Source organism: Microbacterium sp. TPD7012, from assembly GCF_003075395.1.
GTDB lineage: Bacteria > Actinomycetota > Actinomycetes > Actinomycetales > Microbacteriaceae > Microbacterium.
Genome location: NZ_QDFV01000002.1, coordinates 14169 through 33131, shown reverse-complemented (window position 1 = coordinate 33131; position 18963 = coordinate 14169). Strand labels below are relative to the sequence as shown.

The 18963-nt window shown below is 70.3% G+C and carries 16 protein-coding genes; 8 read left to right on the top strand and 8 right to left on the bottom strand.

The genetic code is table 11. The annotated features are described in order from the left end of the window. Window positions 1-5: 5 nt before the first annotated feature. The 3 genes from DC434_RS04260 to purM are packed head-to-tail and all read right to left on the bottom strand — an operon-like array spanning window position 6 to window position 3982. A complete protein-coding gene (locus tag DC434_RS04260; RefSeq protein WP_207769900.1) occupies window positions 6-1307 on the bottom strand; it encodes an MFS transporter in 1302 nt (433 codons plus the stop codon). Next, window positions 1304-2776, bottom strand: coding sequence for an amidophosphoribosyltransferase (purF, locus tag DC434_RS04255; protein WP_116634067.1), 1473 nt, complete (start codon window positions 2774-2776; stop codon window positions 1304-1306). The genes DC434_RS04260 and purF overlap by 4 nt, the downstream gene beginning before the upstream one ends. A 6-nt stretch (window positions 2777-2782) precedes the next feature. After that, window positions 2783-3982 carry a phosphoribosylformylglycinamidine cyclo-ligase gene (gene purM, locus DC434_RS04250; protein WP_116634066.1) on the bottom strand — a complete coding sequence of 400 codons (1200 nt, stop codon included), beginning with the start codon at window positions 3980-3982 and terminating at the stop codon, window positions 2783-2785. A gap of 86 nt (window positions 3983-4068) precedes the next feature. Here purM and DC434_RS04245 point away from each other — a divergent pair, with 86 nt between their 5' ends. Further along, window positions 4069-4674, top strand: a complete 606-nt coding sequence (locus tag DC434_RS04245; protein ID WP_116634065.1) for a zinc-binding alcohol dehydrogenase — start codon at window positions 4069-4071, stop codon at window positions 4672-4674. Here the strand turns inward: DC434_RS04245 and DC434_RS04240 are convergent. Together DC434_RS04240 and DC434_RS04235 are read right to left on the bottom strand one after the other, a co-directional pair. Further along, a complete protein-coding gene (locus DC434_RS04240; RefSeq protein WP_116634064.1) occupies window positions 4671-5000 on the bottom strand; it encodes a potassium transporter Trk in 330 nt (109 codons plus the stop codon). The genes DC434_RS04245 and DC434_RS04240 overlap by 4 nt on opposite strands. A 151-nt stretch (window positions 5001-5151) precedes the next feature. Further along, complete coding sequence (locus tag DC434_RS04235; RefSeq protein WP_116634063.1) at window positions 5152-8874, bottom strand: HtaA domain-containing protein; 3723 nt, start codon at window positions 8872-8874, stop codon at window positions 5152-5154. Between the two features lie 162 nt (window positions 8875-9036). Between DC434_RS04235 and DC434_RS04230 the strand changes: the two genes are divergently transcribed. The 3 genes from DC434_RS04230 to DC434_RS04220 are packed head-to-tail and all read left to right on the top strand — an operon-like array spanning window position 9037 to window position 11998. Further along, complete coding sequence (locus tag DC434_RS04230; RefSeq protein WP_116634062.1) at window positions 9037-10143, top strand: ABC transporter substrate-binding protein; 1107 nt, start codon at window positions 9037-9039, stop codon at window positions 10141-10143. Next, on the top strand, window positions 10140-11228 hold the full coding sequence (locus DC434_RS04225) for an iron ABC transporter permease (RefSeq protein ID WP_116634061.1): 1089 nt from the start codon (window positions 10140-10142) through the stop codon (window positions 11226-11228). Before DC434_RS04230 ends, DC434_RS04225 begins: the two co-directional genes overlap by 4 nt. Further along, on the top strand, window positions 11225-11998 hold the full coding sequence (locus tag DC434_RS04220) for a heme ABC transporter ATP-binding protein (RefSeq protein WP_116634060.1): 774 nt from the start codon (window positions 11225-11227) through the stop codon (window positions 11996-11998). The genes DC434_RS04225 and DC434_RS04220 overlap by 4 nt, the downstream gene beginning before the upstream one ends. Window positions 11999-12139: 141 nt before the next feature. Here DC434_RS04220 and DC434_RS04215 read toward each other — a convergent pair whose 3' ends face one another. Further along, entirely contained in the window at window positions 12140-12511 is a 372-nt protein-coding gene (locus tag DC434_RS04215) for a sterol carrier family protein (protein ID WP_116634059.1), read from the bottom strand. A gap of 75 nt (window positions 12512-12586) precedes the next feature. On the opposite strand from DC434_RS04215, the gene DC434_RS04210 reads away from it, so the two are divergent. The 4 genes from DC434_RS04210 (at window position 12587) to DC434_RS04195 (ending at window position 16658) form a co-directional block, all read left to right on the top strand. Further along, the gene (locus DC434_RS04210; RefSeq protein ID WP_116634058.1) at window positions 12587-13267 is read left to right on the top strand and encodes a CoA pyrophosphatase; all 681 of its coding nucleotides are present in this window, start codon (window positions 12587-12589) and stop codon (window positions 13265-13267) included. A gap of 174 nt (window positions 13268-13441) precedes the next feature. After that, window positions 13442-14719, top strand: a complete 1278-nt coding sequence (purD, locus tag DC434_RS04205; RefSeq protein ID WP_116634057.1) for a phosphoribosylamine--glycine ligase — start codon at window positions 13442-13444, stop codon at window positions 14717-14719. A 110-nt stretch (window positions 14720-14829) separates the two neighbouring features. Beyond that, window positions 14830-15303, top strand: coding sequence for a helix-turn-helix domain-containing protein (locus tag DC434_RS04200; protein ID WP_116634056.1), 474 nt, complete (start codon window positions 14830-14832; stop codon window positions 15301-15303). An 11-nt stretch (window positions 15304-15314) separates the two neighbouring features. Then, complete coding sequence (locus DC434_RS04195) at window positions 15315-16658, top strand: MFS transporter (protein WP_243408859.1); 1344 nt, start codon at window positions 15315-15317, stop codon at window positions 16656-16658. A 36-nt stretch (window positions 16659-16694) separates the two neighbouring features. Here the strand turns inward: DC434_RS04195 and DC434_RS04190 are convergent, their stop codons facing one another. Both DC434_RS04190 and DC434_RS04185 read right to left on the bottom strand, forming a co-directional pair. Further along, window positions 16695-17423: an amino acid ABC transporter ATP-binding protein gene (locus DC434_RS04190; protein WP_116634054.1), complete on the bottom strand. Its 729-nt coding sequence runs from the start codon at window positions 17421-17423 to the stop codon at window positions 16695-16697. After that, entirely contained in the window at window positions 17420-18889 is a 1470-nt protein-coding gene (locus tag DC434_RS04185; RefSeq protein ID WP_116634733.1) for an amino acid ABC transporter substrate-binding protein/permease, read from the bottom strand. Before DC434_RS04185 ends, DC434_RS04190 begins: the two co-directional genes overlap by 4 nt. Between the last annotated feature and the right edge of the window lie 74 nt (window positions 18890-18963).

Genomic DNA, 18963 nt, shown 5'->3' with positions numbered 1-18963 from the left:
CCGCGTCACCAGCGACCGCGCCGACGCTCCCACTCGTCTTCGATCGTGCGCCGTCGGCCGGCGACGATCCCGGCGGGGATCGAGAGCACGAGCACGGCAGCGACGACGAAGATCGGAACCTGCCACCCGGCTGTCGTCTCGTGGAGCATCCCGATCAACAGGGGGAAGACGGCGGCGATCGCATAGCCGATGCTCTGCACGAAGCCGCTCAGCGCGACAGCGCTCTCGGGCGTGCGTGCGCGGATGCTGAGCAGTACGAGGCTCAGTGGGAACATGATCGCCGAGAGCCCGAAGATGCCGACCCACAACGGCAGCGCCACGGTCGGTACGAACAGGAACCCGGCCAGACCCACCAGACCGCCGACGACGCCGACGAAGAAGAGCGGACGCGTCGCCTGGTACTTCACCACGAGGACCGGCACGATCATCGAGCACGGCAGACCGACGAGCGCGAACAGGGAGAGCAGCAGACCGGCGGTCGCCGGAGTGACGCCGCCGATGTCGACCAACATCGTCGGCATCCAGGCGAACGAGACGTAGGCCATGGTCGACGATGTGCCGAAGACGAGCGCGAGCGCCCAGGCGAGCGGCAGGCGCCAGAGCCGGGCGAAGTACCGTGGGTTCGCCGGAGCGGTCGAGATCGGCCCGGTCGCGACGGCCACGGCGTCCTGCACGTCATGGCGTCCGTCCGTGGGGTCGATGTCGTCGTACTCGACCGGCGCGACCATCGGTGCGCGGCGTTCACGGAGGGCCAGCGTCACCCACGGCAGCAGGGAGAGGGCTGCGACGACGCCCCACATGCCGAGCGACAGACGCCAGCCGAGCGAGTCGGCCACCGGCACGGCGACCAGCGGTGGCAGGAAGGTCGAGATCGCCAGCGTCGTCGAGTAGACCGTCATCATGAGGCCGATGCGGTCGGGGAAGTACTTCTTCACCAGGGGCGGCAGCAGCACGTTCCCGGAGCCGACGCCCGCGAAGACGAGGGCGGTCGACGCCAGAAGCGTCACGGAGTCGACAGCGAACCCGCGCAGCAGCATCCCCGCCGCCATCAGCGCGATGGCGGTCACCGCGACGCGCTCCAGACCGAACCGCCGCTCGAACAGCGGAGTGAGCAGGCCGAAGATCGCGAAGCACACCGGCGGCGCGGCCCCGATCAGGCCGATGACGACCGGCGAGACGGGGAAGTCCTCGGCCACGTGGTCGATCACCGGCGACAGCGAGGCGACAGCCGATCGCAGCGAGAACGCGACCAGCACGATCCCGACGAGCGCGAGAGCCCTCCCCTGCCAGAGCGGCCTCGGCGTCACGAGGTCTGCGACCCCTCCACCCAGGCGAGGTATTCGTCGGAGACGGTGCCGGTCACGTAGCGGCCGTCGAAGCAGCTCATGTCGAGATCCGTCAGGACGGACCCCTCGATGATCGCGGCCTTGAGGTCTTCGACCTCCTGGTAGACCAGGTGGTCGCAGCCGAGCTCCTCCGCGATCTCGGGAATGGTCCTCCCGTGCGCGATGAGCTCGTGGCGCGACGGCATGTTGATGCCGTAGACGTGCGGATGCCGAACGGGCGGAGCCGCGGATGCGAAGGTCACCGAGGCGGCGCCGGCATCCCGCGCCATCTGGATGATCTCCTTCGACGTGGTGCCGCGCACGATCGAGTCGTCGATCAGGAGCACGTTCTTGCCCTGGAACTCGGTCGACATCGCGTTGAGCTTCTGCCGCACGCTCTTCTTGCGGACCGCCTGCCCCGGCATGATGAAGGTCCGGCCGACGTAGCGGTTCTTGTAGAAGCCCTCGCGGTATTCGATGCCGAGCTTGCGGGCGACCTCCATCGCGGCGGGGCGCGACGAGTCGGGGATCGGCATGACCACGTCGATCTTGTCCATCGGCACGTGCTTGGCGATCGTGTCGGCCAGGCGGTCGCCCATGCGCAGGCGCGACTCGTAGACCGAGACGCCGTTCATGACCGAGTCGGGGCGGGCGAGGTAGACGTACTCGAAGGCGCACGGCGCGAGATGCACGTCCGATGCGCACCGTTTGCTGAACATCTCGCCGTCGTTCGTGATGAACACGGCCTCACCCGGCTCGACCTCGCGGACGACCTCGTAGTCGCCGTTCTCGAGCACGAGCGATTCGCTCGCGACGACCCACTCGTCTCGTCCCTCCGCGCCCTCGACGGTCGACGGACGGCGCCCGAGGATGAGCGGACGGATGCCGAACGGGTCGCGGAACGCGAGCAGGCCGTAGCCGGCGATCACGGCGATCACGGCGTAGGCGCCCTCGATGCGCGCCTGCGTGCGGGTGACGGCCTCGAACACGCGCTCGGAGTCAAGGTCGACGGTCGAGGTGGTCGCCTGCAGCTCACCGGCGAGCACGTTCAGCAGCAGCTCGGTGTCACTGGACGAGTTGAGGTGGCGACGGTCGCGCTTCGCCATGTCGGCGGTGAGCTCACGCGTGTTGGTGAGATTGCCGTTGTGGATGAGGATGATGCCGTACGGCGCGTTCACGTAGAACGGCTGCATCTCCTCCTCGTTCGACGCGGTGCCCTTCGTGGCATAGCGCACGTGTCCGAGGCCGACGTTGCCGAGCAGCGCGCGCATGTCGCGCGTGCGGAACGCCTCGCGCACCATGCCCTGCGCCTTCGCGTTGTGCATGACGCCGTTGGCTTCCGCCGTGGCGATGCCCGTCGCATCCTGGCCGCGATGCTGCAGCAGCAGGAGTGCGTCGTAGATGTCCTGATTGACCGGGGCGGACCCCACCATTCCGACGATGCCGCACATGGGCTCTTACTTCGCTCCGTCCGCGTAGGCGCCCACCAGGCGCACCGCTCCACCGTCGACGCCCTTGGCGCCCTGTTCGAACTCGCCTGCCGGACGCGCGCCGAAGCCGACGGTCCCGACCTGCCACGCGGGCATGCCCTCGGCGGCGAGCGCCGCGATCGCGGCATCCTTCTTGTCTGCGGCGATGACCGCGAGGAACCCGATGCCGAGGTTCCAGGTGCCCTCGGCCGACTCCAGCGTGGAGCCGGCGATGTCGCTGAGCACGCGGAAGACCGGGCTCGGCGACCACGTGCTGCGATCGACCTCGGCCCAGCTGCCCTGCGGGAGCACGCGCGCGAGGTTCGCCGCGATGCCGCCTCCTGTGACGTGGCTGAGCGCATGCACGGCCTGGGTCCCCGACCCCACGGCCTGGGTCCCCGACCCCACGGCCTGGGTCCCCGACCCCACGGCCTGGGTCCCTGAGCCTGTCGAAGGGCCCAGCTCGTCGATCAGACGGAGCAGCGGAAGCGTGTACAGGCGGGTCGGCTCGAGGAGCGCCTCGCCCCAGGTCGTGCCGAAGTCGGCGGCGTTGTCGCCGTAGGAGATGCCGGCGTTCGTGATGATGTGGCGCACGAGCGAGTAGCCGTTGGAGTGCAGTCCGCTGGAGGCGATGGCGATGACCGCGTCGCCGTCCTGCACGCGCTCGGACCCCAGGATCGCGTCGGCCTCGACGACACCGGTGGCGGCACCGGCCACGTCGTAGTCACGCGGGCCGAGAAGCCCGGGGTGCTCAGCGGTCTCGCCGCCGACCAGCGCGGTGCCCGTCGCGGAGCACGCCTCGGCGATGCCGCGCACGATGTCGGCGATGCGCTGCGGGAAGACCTTGCCGCACGCGATGTAGTCGGTCATGAAGAGGGGCTTGGCGCCCACCACGACGATGTCGTCGACGACCATGCCGACCAGGTCCTGGCCGATCGTGTCGTGCTTGTCGATCGCCTGAGCGATCGCGACCTTGGTGCCGACGCCGTCGGTGCTCGTCGCCAGCAGCGGGCGACGGAAGTCGCGCAGTGCGCTGGCGTCGAACAGGCCGGCGAATCCGCCGACACCGCCGAGCACTTCGGGGCCGTGCGTCGCGCGCACGGAAGACTTCATCAGCTCGACGGCGAGATCACCTGCAGCGGTGTCGACGCCGGCTTCGGAATAGGGATTGGTGGGGGAGGCAGCCACACCTCCAGCCTACCGCCCGCGGGCACCCCGACTCTCCGCCGGAACAGAGCTCGGACGGCGGCCCCGCTCCCGCCTACGATGGGGCCATGGCCGACAAGCCGCAGTGGCTCATCCGCGAAGACGCGAGCGTTCCGGTGCTCGTCGCGCTCACGCTGCGCCAGACGCTCGGGATCCGGGCACTGGAGGACCTCCCGAGCCTTCGCGACCTCGCGGTGCGGGCGCCGGATGCCACCGAGGCGTCGGCCGCCGTCGAGGGGCAGTGGCGGGACTACTGGGACATGACGGTCGAGCCGCGCGCTCACCCGTCGGGGGTGCCGCTCGAGCTCGTCGACGGCTTCGACACCCTCGTCGCACTGCCGGCCACCGGTGCGGAGGAGCTCGCCGCGGCCGTCGCTCCGCACGGGGAATCCGCGCTCCGCTACGCGCGCGCCGCGCACGACCGCTACGTGAACTCGATGAAGAGCAGCACCGGTGGCGACGCGTATCGCGCCTACGCGAGTGCCATCGCCGAGTTCGAGCGCGAGGTCGGACGCCGCGCGCATTCGTTCGAGCTGAACGTGCAGGTGCTGCCGTTCTCGCAGCGCGGCATCTGGTGGATCGGCGCCCTCACGGTCGCGGTGACCGACGGGCTCCGGCGCGACGTCGTGGCGTTCGACGCCGCGATCCGTCCGGTGATCGCCGAGCTGGCCTAGTCGGCGGCCGGTCGGTCCGTCTCGACGACGGTCTCCCGGTCGACCGTGACGACGCGGTCGTGACGGCGCGCGATGCGCTCCATGATGATGCCGACGACACCGCCGAGCGCGAGTCCGATCGGCACGGTCCACAGCAGCAGGAAGCCGAAGACCTGACCGGGCGGGTAGACGACATCGAGAGCCTGCGACTCCTCGAAGCTGCCGCTCCAGGTCAGGATGGCGGCCGCGATGATCCCGACCACGACGCCGATGCCCATGAGCACGCCGTAGCGAGGCACGCGACGCACGGTCGCCTCGACGGTCTGGTGGGAATCGGTGGGAGCCATGCCTCCATTGTCCCACCGTTCGGGCACACCTTGCAGCCGGTCTGCGCGTCCCGCTTTGCAGGTCGAGAACACGGATGCAGGTCGAGATCGTCGATCTCGACCTGCATTCGTGATCTGAGCCTGCAAACCGTGCCGTCGCGGGCCCGAAGCGTCAGACCTCCGTCGTCACCTCGGCCGCCCCGGCGCGGTTGCGGCGCGCGATGAGCACCCCGCCCGCCGCGGCGAGAGCGACGACGACGAGGCCGCCGACGATCCACGGCCACACCGGAGCGCCCTCCGTGATCGCCGGTGTCGTCGCGGCGGTGACCGCGGCGGTCGCCTCGGAGTCGGACCCGTCCTCTACCGGTGCCGCGACGCCGCAGTCGGCGTCGACCGGGATCACCGCGGTGACCGGGTCGAGCGCCTCGCCCGCGGCGTAGGTGCCGAACGCGGCGGCACCGGCCTCGGTGAGAGCTGTCGGCACGGCATCCAGCGACAGGACCCCGTCGACCACGGCCGCGTCGCGCGCCGCGAACTCCGCGAGACGCACGCCCTTCTGGTCGACGCTCGCGCCGTCCTGCGTGGTGCCGGTCACGTCGAACACGAGATAGCCGGTGTCGCCGGCGAGCTCGATCCGCGCGTTCGCCAGCGTCGTGTTCAGCGCGCCCTCGTGACCGGTGAAGGCGATGCTGCCGCCGAAGGCGACGAGCCCGGCGAGGGAGGTGTCGTCGAACGATCCGGTGCCGCTCTCCCAGACATAGTCCGGGTATCGGTACTCCACGCCGGTGAGCGTCCAGCCGCCCTTCGCCATGCCCTCGATGTACGTGCGGAACGACTCCTTGTAGCCCCACTTCAGCGTCGCACCCTCGACCGTGCAGGCGCCGATCACGGCCGCCGCTCGGTTCAGGGTGAAGGCGAGACCGCGGTCGACGGATCCCTGCAGCGTCAGGGTGTGCGCGCCGTCCTCGAGGCTGGCGGGCAGCGTGCCCGACCAGGTCGCGACGCCCGTGGCATCCGCCTGCACGGTCTCGAGCAGCACCGGTGTCGAGTAGACGACGACCTGGATGCCCTCCTCGTTCGGCTGGAAGCCCGCGGCGGAGACGGTCGCCGCCTTGCCTGCTTCGAGTGCGGCGAGGTTCTTCTCGTCGACCACGATGCCGTCCGTCGCGGGAGGCGTGTCGGGCAGCGCCGCCTTCTTCGTGACGGATGCCGCCGCGACCATGCCCGTCGTTCCCTGCGGGGCGGCTGCCGGCGAGCCGATCGTGAAGGTGACCGGGTTGAGCACGGTCGAGTTGCCCGACAGGACCGTGTCGCGCCCGGCAGCCGTCAGAGCGGCGGGAGCAGCGGTGTAGCTCACCGCGCCGTTCGCGGTCGTGCGCACGGCGCTGCCGAGGTCGAGCGTCGCGAAAGCCACCTGCGACCCGCCGCTCGACACGAAGAGCGTCGCGCTGTTCGAGGACGTGACGCGGATCACCGGGTCGGAGAGCGTGATGTCGAGCACCCCGTGATGGCCGGTGAAGCGCACCGAGCCGCGGTAGACGACGCTGCCGACGCCGGTCGTGACGTCGAAGTCACCCCCGACGGACTGGCCGAACTGGAACTGTCCACCCGAACGCGTCGCTCCTCCGGAGACGGAGATCGACCCCTGTGCGATCGGACCGGTGACGTAGTCGGCGAAGGACGAGGAGATCGCCCATCGCAGGGAGCCGCCGGGGACGTTCGCCGGCGGGGTCACCGGGGTCACCGGCGGCTTCGGCTCCTCGGGCTTCGTGCCGAGCAGCGCGTCCCACTGCGCCTCGGTGATCGTGACGGTCGAGCGCGCGAGCATCGTGTCGGCGTTCGGCATCGTGTGCTGCTTCCAGACGATCACCGCGTACGACTTCGTCCGGTCGAGCGTGTCGGCGGCCGTCGTGAGGTCGACGGAGAACGCCTCGAAGGTGATCCGGGGGACGTACTTCATGGCGAGGAAGCCGCCGCCGGCGGTCACGCCCGACTCGGTGCCGGCCTCGATCAGCGCGACGTACGCGCCGACGTTCGTGCCCATCTCCGAGCCGGATGCCGTGACGGTGAGGCCGTCCGCAGCCGTGGCTGTCCTGACGCTCGTCGCGACCATCGGTTCGTCGACCGGGAACACCGCGTCCCAGTCCGCGTCGCTGATCGCGACCGCTCCACGGCTCAGGATCGTGTCGGCGTTCGGCATCGTGTGCTGCTTCCAGACGATCACCTCATACGTCTTCATGCGGTCGAGCTTGTCGGCGGCAGCGGTCAGATCGACCGTGAACGCACCACCCGAGATCCCGCGCACGTACTGCATCGCGAGGAACCCGCCACCCGCGGTCACATCCGCCTCGGTTCCCGCCTGGATCAGCGCCGCGTAGGCGCCGGTGATCTCGCCGAGCTTCGAACCGGATGCCGTCACGGTCAGTCCTTCATCAGCGCTCGCGGCCGTGACCGTCGTCGCGACCGTGGGGACCTCCACGGGGAACAGCGTGTCCCAGTCCGCGTCGCTGATCGCGACGGCGCCGCGAGCGAGGATGGTGTCGGCGTTCGGCATCGTGTGCTGCTTCCAGACGATCACCTCGTACGTCTTCGTGCGGTCGAGCTTGTCGGCGGCAGCGGTCAGATCGACCGTGAACGCACCACCCGAGATCCCGCGCACGTACTGCATCGCGAGGAACCCGCCACCCGCGGTCACATCCGCCTCGGTTCCCGCCTGGATCAGCGCCGCGTACACGCCGGTCGTGGCGCCGAAGCCCGTACCCGTGACGGACGCGGTGATGCCGGGCTCGGCCGTCGCGAGGGACGCCGAGATCACGATCTTCGGGGGAACGGCGTAGTCCAGGGCGACGCTGCGCTCCTGGTCGGCGTTCACGACGCCACCGGCCCCGTAGGTGTAGACGCCGTAGGAACCGGGGGATGCCGCGGCATCCTTCAGCGTGAGAGTGGCCTGGAACGTGCCGTCATCGGCGAGGTCGACCCACTGCGCACGGATCGCGCCCTGATACTGCGCGGGGACCTGGTTCAGCACGGACTCCGAGAGAGCCCAGGCCTGCGTGCCGACCGAGCGTGCGGCCGACGCCGCGCCGGCGGAAGGCTGCCAGTTCGCGGCGAAGTTGCCGAACACGACGTAGGTCCCCTGCGAGAGGTTCGCGGGGATCGGCACACCGCGTCCGCCGACGTTGGCCGTCGGGTCGTAGCCCGAGCCCTTCACGACGATCGTGTCGCCGGCCCGGAGCGCGGTGCCCGCGGCCGGGGTGGTGCCGTCGGCGAGAAAGACCTCGATCGCCGCGGATGCCGGGGGCGTGGTTCCCGGGTCGGTGCCGGGATCCGTGCCCGGGTCCGTGCCGGGGTCCGTTCCCGGATCGGTGCCCGGGTCGGTACCAGGGTCGGTTCCCGGGTCGGTACCAGGGTCGGTTCCCGGCTCCGCGCCGAACACGGCATCCCACTGCTCCGCAGTGACCTCCACGTCCCCCCGGGCGTAGATCGTCGTCGCGTCCGGGTTCGAGTGCTGCTGCCAGATCAGCACCTCGTAGGCCTGCGTACGGTCGAGCGATCCGGCCGGAGCCGTGAGCGTGAACGAGCTCGCTCCGCCGCTGACCGCGGGGAAGGGCATGGCGAACGCCGCGTATCCGCCGCCCGCCGAGATCGACCCTTCGGTGCCCTTCACGATGAGCGCGGCATAGGCGCCGGCGACGTCCGGCAAGCCGGATGCCTGCACCTGCACCGTCACACCCGACGTCGACGCAGCGGTGACGCTCGCGTCGACCGAGCCGTCGGCGGCGTGGGCAGGAGGCACGACCACCGCTCCCGCGGCGAGGAGAAGGAAGGAGACGAAGGCGGCGATGAGCACGCGGAGGCGGCTGCTCGCTCGAAGGGGGATGGCTGTGTCGTTCACGGGTTCTCTCCGGACCCCGGGGCACGCGGACACGCGCGCCGGCGGTGCCGCAATGCAGTCGGGCGAAGGGATGAGGTTTGGTTAGGCTCAGCTAAGAAGCCCACGGCCCCGAGCGTAGGGGGCGACCTCGGAGCGCGTCAAGTTTTAGGATAGCCTTGCCTAATGCGTCGCGCCTTTGCCCTCCTCATCGCCGCGGCTCTCGCCGTCGGACTCACCGCGTGCGCCGAGCCGGGTGCGACCGCGGCAGCCCCTTCCGAGTCCGCAGACACCTGCCCCTCGGCATCCGCTCCGCTCTCCTCGCTGGACCTGGTCGACGACGTCCGCGCGGTCACGGGCGGGTCGACGGCCTGCCTGTCGAGCCGCGCGATCGAGGCGGTCGACGACGACACCGCGCCGAAGCTGCCCGTGACCGTGACCGACAGCGAAGGCCGCGAGGTCGAGATCACCGACATCGATCGCATCCTTCCCATCGACATCTCCGGCACGATCGCCGCCACGGTGTTCGCGCTCGGCCTCGGTGACCAGGTGGTCGGCCGCGACTCGTCGACCGCCTTCGCCGGCACCGAGGAGCTTCCCGTCGTGACCAAGACCGGGCACACCCTCAACGCGGAGGCGATCCTCGAGCTCGCGCCGACCGTGATCCTGACCGACACCTCGATCGGGCCGAAGGAGATCCGTCAGCAGCTGCGCGATGCCGGCATCGCCGTGATCGTCGTCTCCAGCGACCGCCGCATCGACACGACCGACGAGCTGGTCACCGAGATCGCCGCAGCCCTCGGCGTGCCGACCCGCGGCGACGCCCTCATCGAGCGGCTGGATGTCGCCCTCGACGCCTCTCTCGCCGAGATCGCCGAGGTGGTCCCGGCCGCCGAGGAGGATCGCGCCCGGATGCTCTTCCTCTACGTGCGCGGCAACGCGAACGTGTACTACATCTTCGGCGAGGACTCCGGCGCCGATTCGCTCATCGACGCCGTGGGCGGTGTCGATGTCGCCGGTGAGATCGGCTGGGAGGGCATGAAGCCGATGACGGCCGAGGCGCTCGTCGCCGCACGCCCCGATGTGCTCGTGATGATGACGGACGGCCTGGAATCGGTCGGCGGCATCGACGGGCTCATCGAGCGGATCCCCGCGGTCGCCGAGACCCCCGCCGGTGCCAACCGTCGCGTGATCGACATGGCCGACAGCGAGATCCTCAGCTTCGGGCCGCGCTCCGCCGACGTCATCGGCGCTCTCGCCCGCGCCCTGTACGCCCCCGAGCCCCAGCAGTGACCTCGACGGCAACGACCTCCGAGGTCGTCACCTCGACGCCGGGTGCGCATCGGGGGCTGCGCTTCGTCCTGGTCCTGGTCGGCCTGATCGTCGCGCTCGCGATCACCTGCATCGCCTCGATCACGAGCGGGCAGTACGACCTGTCCCCCACGGCCCTCGTCGGCGTGCTGCTGCGCGGCATAGGCATCGACACCGCGTGGGCCCCGTCCGCCTCGACGGACTACGGGGTGATCTTCAACCTGCGGATGCCGCGCCTCGTGCTCGGACTGCTCGTGGGCGCTGCCCTGGCCGTCTCGGGCGTGCTCATGCAGGCGATCTTCGGCAACCCGCTGGCGGATGCCGGCGTCGTCGGCGTCTCCTCGGGCGCTGCTCTCGGTGCCGCGGGAAGCATCACCCTGGGCCTCGCCACGTTCGGGATGTGGACAACACCGGCATTCGCCTTCCTCGGCGGCCTCGCGGCGGTGCTCGCCGTCTACTTCATCAGCCGTTCCGGAGGGCGCACCGAGGTCGTGACGCTGCTGCTCACCGGCATCGCGATCAACGCGATCGCGGGCGCGGGCATGGCGTTCTTCACCTTCCTGGGCACGACGTCGACCCGTGAGCAGATCGTGTTCTGGCAGCTCGGTTCGCTCAACGGCGCCCTCTGGTCGAACATCCAGCTGATAGCCCCGCTCGTGGGGATCGGCATCGTGATCGCCCTCATCGTGGCCCCCACGCTCGACCTCTTCTCCCTCGGCGAGCGCACCGCTCGGCACCTCGGCGTGAACGTCGAGCTGCTGCGGATGGTCGTGATCGTGACCGTCGCGATCCTGGTCTGCGCGGCCGTCGCCTTCGCGGGCATCATCGGCTTCGCGGGTCTCGTCGTGCCGCACCTGATGCGCATGGTGATCGGTCCCGCGCATCTGCCGCTCGTGATCGCGTCCGCGGTCGGAGGAGCGCTGCTCATCGCCGTCGCGGATCTCGTCGCGCGCACCGCGGTGCCGCTGGCCGACCTGCCGATCGGCATGATCACCTCGCTCGTGGGCGGGCCGTTCTTCCTCTGGCTGCTCGTGCGCACGCGGCGGCGCTCTGGAGGGTGGGCATGAGCGTGCGGCTGCGCGGCGCCGACCTCACGGTGCGCGTCGGCGAGGGACGCGCGATCCTCGAAGACGCATCGATCACGATCCATGCCGGCGAGATCCACGCACTCGTGGGACCCAACGGCGCCGGAAAGACCACGCTCTTCGGCGTCCTCGCGGGCGATGTCCCCGCGCAGTCCGGTGAGGTCGTCCTCGACGATCAGCCGATCGGAGACGTGCGCGCCCGGGCCCTGGCTCGGCAGCGCGCGGTGCTCCTGCAGGAGAACACCGTGACGTTCCCGTTCCGCGCCGAGCAGGTCGTGCGGATGGGACGGGCACCCTGGGCCCGCACCCCCGCCGCGGACGACGACGATCTCGTGGTCGCCTCGGCGATGGACCTGACCGAGGTGACGGCGCTGCGCGCACGTGCGGTGACCTCGCTCTCCGGCGGCGAGCGCGCCCGCGTCGCCCTCGCCCGCGTGATCGCCCAGAGCACCGGCATCCTGCTGCTCGACGAGCCCACGGCCGCGCTCGACCTCAAGCACCATGAGGACGTGATGCGGCTGATCCGCGCACGAGCGGATGCCGGAGTCGCCGTCGCGATCGTGCTGCACGACCTGAACGCCGCCCTCGCGCACGCCGACCGGGTCACGCTGCTCTCGGAGGGCCGCGTCGTCGCCTCCGGCCCGCCCGCCGAGGTGCTCACGGCCGCGCGCATCGAGGAGGTCTACGGCCAGCCCGTCGACGTCTTCCCGCACCCCGTCACGGCCGTGCCCCTGGTCGTCGCGCGGCGCTGAGGGCAGGTGACCGTCCCGCGCGACGATGCTTCGACACACCCCGGGTCCCTGAGCCTGTCGAAGGGCCCAACCCTGGGTCCCTGAGCCTGTCGAAGGGCCACACCCTGGATCCCTGAGCCTGTCGAAGGGCCCCGATGCAGACTAGGGACGGAGCGGCAGCACGTCCACAAGGCTGGCACGAGTTCCGGAGGCCGCGATGCGCCCTGCCGTCTCGGCATCCGTCCAGATCTCGGCACCCGTGGCGACGGCGATCCAGGTCGCGGCATCCATCTCGACGACGTTCGGCGGGGTGCCACGCGTGTGCCGCGGCCCCTGGATGACCTGCACGGCCCCGAAGGGCGGCACACGCACCTCGACGCTGTTGCCCGGGGCCTTCTCGTCGAGCAGCTGCAGCAGGTAGCGCACGGCGGTGGCGAGATCGGTGCGCTGCGGCGTCGAGCCGGCGGCATCCGCGGCGCGCACGGCGTCGAGGGCCGCGCGTCCGTCGATGATGTCGATCCTGCGGGAGGGCATGAGAACGAGGGTACGCGCACGAAACCGCCTCGCGCGCCCGCCCCGAACGCCTCCGACAGGCATAGGCTCGAATCGATGAGCCCCGACCCCGACACCCTGCATGGCGCCCGCGCCGAGCTGCTCGCGACAGCACAGCGCAGCGACGGGTGGGCGAAGGGCTTCCCTGCGGTGTTCGACGGCGCGCACCCGGCATCCGTGCTGGTGCTCTTCGGCCGGCTCGACAGCATCCCGGCGCAGACGGACGAGCGCACCGTGGCCGCCGACCTCGATGTCCTGCTGCAGCGGCGCGCCGCCACCCTCTCGTCGCACCCCGGGCAGGTCTCGTTCCCCGGCGGACGCCGCGAGAAGACGGATGCCGATGCCATCGCCACCGCGCTCCGCGAGGCGCAGGAGGAGACCGGCCTCGACCCCGCGGGCGTCGAGGTCCTGGCCACGCTGCCGGAGATCCCGCTCGCGGCCAGCAACCACCTGGTCACGCCGGTGCTGGGCTGGTGGCGGTCCCCGTCGCGCGTCGTCGCCGTGGACCACGCCGAGACCGTGGACGTCTTCCGCGTGCCGGTCGCGCAGCTGCTCGACCCCGAGACCCGCTTCACCTCGACGCTTCATCGGCTGGGGCAGACGTTCCGCGGGCCCGCGTTCGACGTCGACGGCACGATCGTCTGGGGCTTCACGGCGATGGTGCTCGACGCGCTCTTCGACGCCGCCGGCTGGACCCTGCCCTGGGACCGCACGGTCGAGCGCCCGATCGAGCTCTGACACGCGCCGCGGCGCGAGGCGAGAGCGCGCCCGTCGGCGTTCACAATTCAGCAAGAACTCGCCCAGAACGCCCTGAAACTCCCCGGACACGCACCTTCCATCGCGATTCGACTGAATCGTGAACGCCGCACGCGCACACCGAAACGCGACGGCCGCGCTCGGTAGGCTGGACCGGTGAAGATTCTCGTCCTCGGTTCCGGTGCTCGTGAGCACGCGATCATCCTCGCTCTGCGGGCAGAGCACGCGGAGCACGAGATCTTCGTCTCCCCCGGCAACGCCGGCATCGCGCAGGACGCGACCCCCGTCACGGTCGATCCGCTCGACGGCGCCGCAGTCACCGCGTTCGCGAACGAGCACGCGATCAACCTCGTCGTGGTCGGCCCCGAGGCCCCTCTGGTCGCTGGTGTCGCCGACGCCCTGCGCGCCCATGGTGTTCCGGTGTTCGGACCGGGCAAGGCGGCGGCGCAGCTCGAGGGCTCGAAGTCGTTCGCGAAGCGCGTGATGGATGCCGCCGGCGTGCCGACCGGACGTGCCGTGCGCGCCTCGACCCCGGCCGGCGTCGAGGACGCGTTCGACCAGCTCGGCGCACCGTACGTGGTCAAGGCCGACGGGCTTGCGGCGGGCAAGGGCGTCATCGTGACGTCCGACCGCGCCGAGGCGCTCGCGCACGCCGAGCACTATCTCCCCTCGGGCCCTGTGCTCGTGGAGGAGTTCCTGTCCGGCCCCGAGGTCTCACTCTTCTTCCTGAGCGACGGCGACACGGTGCGCGCGCTCAGCCCGGCGCAGGACTTCAAGCGTGCGCTCGACGGCGACGCCGGCCCCAACACGGGCGGAATGGGCGCCTACTCGCCGCTGCCGTGGCTCGACGAGCAGTTCGGCAGCGAGAAGGCCTTCGTCGACGAGGTCACCCGCGACGTCGCACTCCCCGTCATCCGCCAGCTCGACGCCGAGGGCACCCCGTTCATCGGCCTGCTCTACGCGGGGCTCATCCTCACTCCCGCGGGCATCCGGGTGATCGAGTTCAACGCGCGCTTCGGCGATCCCGAGACGCAGATCGTGCTGCCCCGACTCGTCACCCCGCTCTCGGAGCTGCTGTTCGCCGCGGCATCCGGCACCCTCGAGGACCAGCCGCAGCCGGTCTTCAGCGACGACGTCGCGATCACGGTCGTGCTCGCCAGCGAGGGCTACCCCGAGGCACCCCAGACCGGACGCCCGATCGAGGGACTCGAGGATGCGGCCGCCGTCGAGGGCGTGCGACTCGTGCACGCCGCGACCGCGAGCCCGGACGCGCCGGGCGGATCGCTGGTCGCGACCGGCGGCCGGGTGCTGAACGTCGTCGCCGTGGCATCCGACTTCCGTACCGCGCGCGATCGCGCCTACGAGGCGATCGGACGCATCCGTCTCGACGGATCGCACTACCGCACCGACATCGCGGCCCGCGTCGCGGACTAGAGGCGCTCCGATCGGAGGATTCCTGCCGAATCGTCCGAGATTCCTGCCAACCTCCGATCTCCGGCCTCACCCGTCTTGACAGCGCTCGCTTTCTTCAAGAAAGTGGGCGGATGCCGCTCCGCTCCGACTGGTCGACCACGACCTGCCCGATAGCCCGTTCCGCCGATGTGCTCGCCGACCCCTGGGTGCTGCTCATCCTGCGCGAGCTGTTCTCGGGCCGGAATCGCTTCGACCAGCTGCGCGACGCCACCGGGGCCGCCGACTCGGTGCTCTCCCGGCGGCTGAGCTCGATGGTCGACACCGGTCTGCTCGTCCGCGACGACGACCCGCGATCGGGCTACCGCATGACGGATGCCGGCCGCGAGACGCTCCCGATCCTGCACGCGTACGCGCGCTTCGCGCACATCACCGACCCCGAGGGCGAGTGGGGGCTGACGGTGACCTGCGGACGCTGCGGCGAGGTCGCGGCATCCGCCGACTGGTGCGCGCCCTGCGCCGCGCCGCTCGACGCCGACAGCACGCGATGGGCGCGACGCAGCATGGGCGATGTCCCGTTCGCCCTCCTCGCGGGAGTCGTGGCGTGACCGCCGAATCGGTGGAGGAGCCCACCAGCACCCCGACCGGCCGCACCGACGGCAGGCCGCGGCGCTTCCACCCGGCGTGGACGGTCGCACTGGTCGCGCTCATCGCCCTCATCGGCGCCGCCGGGTTCCGCGCCGCGCCGGGTGTGCTGATGGTGCCGCTGGAGGAGGAGTTCGGATGGACGACCGCGGAGCTGTCGCTCGCCGTGTCGATCAACCTCCTGCTCTACGGGCTCATCGCCCCTTTCGCGGCCGCACTGATGCAGCGCTTCGGCATCCGCGCCGTGACCGTCGTCGCGCTGTTCGTGATCGGGGCCGGGGCGGCGCTCAGCGTCTTCGTCGCGACGCCGGGGCAGCTGATCCTCACCTGGGGCGTGCTGATCGGGCTCGGCACCGGATCGATGGCGCTCGTCTTCGCCGCCACCATCACCGACACCTGGTTCGCCACCCGGCGAGGGCTCGTGTCCGGCGTGCTCACGGCCGGCAGTGCCACCGGACAGCTGATCTTCCTGCCGGTGATCGCCGCTGCCGCCGAGGACGTCGGCTGGCGAGGAGCATCCCTCATCATCGCGGGAGGAGCGCTCGCAGTCGCGCCCCTCGTCTGGATCTTCCTCCGCAACCGACCGAGCGACCTCGGTGTCACACGCTACGGAGAGACCGAGCCCTACGCCGCACCCGCGCCCGCGCCGCGCGGCTCGGCATGGGGCGCGGCTCGCCTCGCGCTCACCACGCTGCGGGATGCCGCACGCACGAAGACCTTCTGGGCACTCGCCATCGGCTTCGCGATCTGCGGCGCGACGACCAACGGCCTGATCGGCACCCACTTCATCCCCAGCGCCCACGACCACGGGATGGCGACGACGACGGCCGCCGGGCTGCTTGCGGTGGTGGGCATCTTCGACATCGTCGGAACGGTGTTCTCGGGCTGGCTGACCGACCGCGTGAACCCCCGCATCCTCCTCGCCGCCTACTACGCGCTGCGCGGCGTGAGCCTGCTGTTCCTGCCGAGCCTGCTCTCGGCCGAGGTGCAGCCGAGCATCGTGGTGTTCATCGTGATCTACGGGCTCGACTGGGTCGCGACCGTCCCGCCGACGATCGCCCTCTGCCGCGAGGTCTTCGGCACCAAGGGCCCGCTCGTGTTCGGCTGGGTGTTCGCGGCGCACCAGATCGGCGCCGGCATCGCCTCGATCCTCGCCGGGATCGTGCGCGACCACACTGGTCAGTACACGTTCGCGTGGTTCGCGGCCGCCGGCCTGTGCGCGGTGGCGGCCCTGGTCAGCGCGACGATCCGTCGGCACAGGCCCCCCGCGCCGGCATCCGATGCCGCCGTCGCGCCCGCGCAGCCCCTCGCCGACTAGGTCGGCGCGGGGTCCGGGCGCGCTCCACCCAGGGGGTCAGAGCACCTTCGAGAGGAAATCCTTCAGACGCTCGTTCTTCGGGGCGCCGAACAGCTCGGCAGGCGGGGCCTCCTCCACCACGACGCCGCCGTCCATGAAGACCGTGCGACCGGAGACCTCGCGAGCGAAGCCCATCTCGTGGGTCACCAGCACCATGGTCATACCGCCCGATGCGAGGTCGCGGATGACCTGCAGCACCTCGCCCACCATCTCGGGGTCGAGCGCGCTCGTCGCCTCGTCGAACAGCATGATCTCGGGGTCCATCGCGAGCGCGCGGGCGATCGCCACACGCTGCTTCTGACCGCCGGAGAGGGATGCCGGCTTCGCATCGGCCTTCTCGGCCAGACCCACACGCTCGAGCAGTGACATCGCCCGCTCGCGGGCCTGCGCCTTCGACAGCTTCCCGAGCTCGGTCGGCGCGAGGGTGATGTTCTCGAGCACCGTCATGTGCGGGAACAGGTTGAAGTGCTGGAACACCATGCCGATGCGCTGCCGCACCTCGTCGAGCTTGACGCTCTTGTCGGTGAGGTCGACGCCGTCGATGACGACGTGCCCGGACGTGGGCTCCTCGAGCTTGTTCAGGCACCGCAGCAGCGTCGACTTGCCGGACCCCGAGGGGCCGATGACCGCGACGACTTCGCCGTCTTCGACCGTCAGGTCGATGCCCTTGAGCACCTGGTTGTCGCCGAACGACTTGTGCAGATCCTTGACCTCGATCTTGCTCATGCGTTGAACTTCCTCTCCAGGCGGTTCGCGAGCAGCGTCAGCAGCGTGATCACGACGAAGTAGATGATGGCGACGATGGTCAGCACCTGTGCCGACAGGTAGGTGGAGGCGATGATCTGGCGCGACACGAACGTGAGCTCGGCCAGACCGATGACGCTGATCAGCGACGTGTCCTTCAGGGTGATGATGCCCTGATTGACGAAGGACGGGATCATGATGCGGAACGCCTGCGGGAGCACGACCTTCTGCATCGTCTTCCAGTGCCCGAGACCCAGCGAGCGGGAGGCCTCGGCCTGACCGGGATCGACCGCCTGGATGCCGCCGCGGATGATCTCGGTCATGTACGCACCCGTGTTGAGCGACAGCGTGATCGCGCCCGCGACGAACGGGTTGAACGTCAGACCCGGGAACAGCTGCGGGATGGCGAAGAACACGAAGAACGCCTGCACGAGGATCGGCGTGCCGCGGAACACGAAAACGTAGGCCGTCGCGAGCCAGCGGAACGGCGCGAACTTCGAGATGCGTCCGAAGCCGAACACCAGTCCGAGGATGAAGGCGGCCACGAGCGCGACCAGCGTGGCGAGGATCGTGAGCCAGAGGCCCTGCATGAGCGCCGGCCAGTACTGCACCGCGACCGAGAAGATGTCGGTCGCCTGCGCCGACTTCTCGCCGCCCGCGAGATACGCGTCGACGATCTTGTCGTACTCGCCGGATTCCTGCAGGTTCGCGAGACCTGCGTTGAACATCTCGATCAGCTCGGGGTTCATGCCCTTGTTGACCGCGAAGCCGTACTCGCCGCCGAGCTCGGGCTCGCCGACCAGGCGGAATCCGGAGCCCTGCTGGATGCCGTAGGCCAGCACCGGGAAGTCCTCGAAGTAGCCGACGGCCTGGCCGGCCTTCACGGCGTCGACCATGTCGGTCGTGTCGGAGTAGGGGGTGACGGTGAAGCCGTACTCGTCCTGGTTCTCCTCGGCGAAGGTCTGCCCCTGCGTGCCGGTCTTGACCGCCACGGCCTCGCCGTCGAGGTCGTCGAGGGACTGGATGTCGCTGGACTCGAGAACGCCGAGCTGGATGCCGCTGGTGAAGTACGGCTCACTGAAGTCGAACGTCTGCTCGCGCTCCTCGGTGATCGACATGCCGGCCATGACGGCATCCACCTGGTTCGCCTGCAGCGCCTGCACGGCCGCGTCGAACCCGAGCTGTCGGATCTCGACCTCGAAGCCCTGATCCGCAGCGATCGCGCGGAGCAGATCCATGTCGATGCCGACGAGGTCGCCACTCGCATCGGTGAACTCGAAGGGCGCGAACGTCGTGTCGGTGCCGATGACGTAGGTCTCGCCGTCTTCGGCGGCGACGGCGCTCGACGCCCCGCCGAGAAGAGCGCCGGCGGCGACGAACGCGGTCAGCGCAGACGCGACGGCGGTGCGGCCGAAGCGGCGCAGGCGCGCGGAGGGAGTGCGGATCACGACGGATGCTCCTCGGGATCGGATGATGCGACCGGACAGCCGCCGATCATCCACCCTAACGGGCGGCCGCTCAC

Coding starts and splice junctions, on each gene's coding strand:
- DC434_RS04215 (WP_116634059.1), bottom strand. CDS start 12,511: ATGCCCTCCCGCAGGATCGACATCATCGACGGACGCGCGGCCCTCGAC.
- DC434_RS04220 (WP_116634060.1), top strand. CDS start 11,225: ATGAGCGTGCGGCTGCGCGGCGCCGACCTCACGGTGCGCGTCGGCGAG.
- purF (WP_116634067.1), bottom strand. CDS start 2,776: ATGTGCGGCATCGTCGGAATGGTGGGGTCCGCCCCGGTCAATCAGGAC.
- DC434_RS04240 (WP_116634064.1), bottom strand. CDS start 5,000: ATGGCTCCCACCGATTCCCACCAGACCGTCGAGGCGACCGTGCGTCGC.
- DC434_RS04200 (WP_116634056.1), top strand. CDS start 14,830: ATGCCGCTCCGCTCCGACTGGTCGACCACGACCTGCCCGATAGCCCGT.
- DC434_RS04190 (WP_116634054.1), bottom strand. CDS start 17,423: ATGAGCAAGATCGAGGTCAAGGATCTGCACAAGTCGTTCGGCGACAAC.
- DC434_RS04230 (WP_116634062.1), top strand. CDS start 9,037: ATGCGTCGCGCCTTTGCCCTCCTCATCGCCGCGGCTCTCGCCGTCGGA.
- DC434_RS04210 (WP_116634058.1), top strand. CDS start 12,587: ATGAGCCCCGACCCCGACACCCTGCATGGCGCCCGCGCCGAGCTGCTC.
- DC434_RS04245 (WP_116634065.1), top strand. CDS start 4,069: ATGGCCGACAAGCCGCAGTGGCTCATCCGCGAAGACGCGAGCGTTCCG.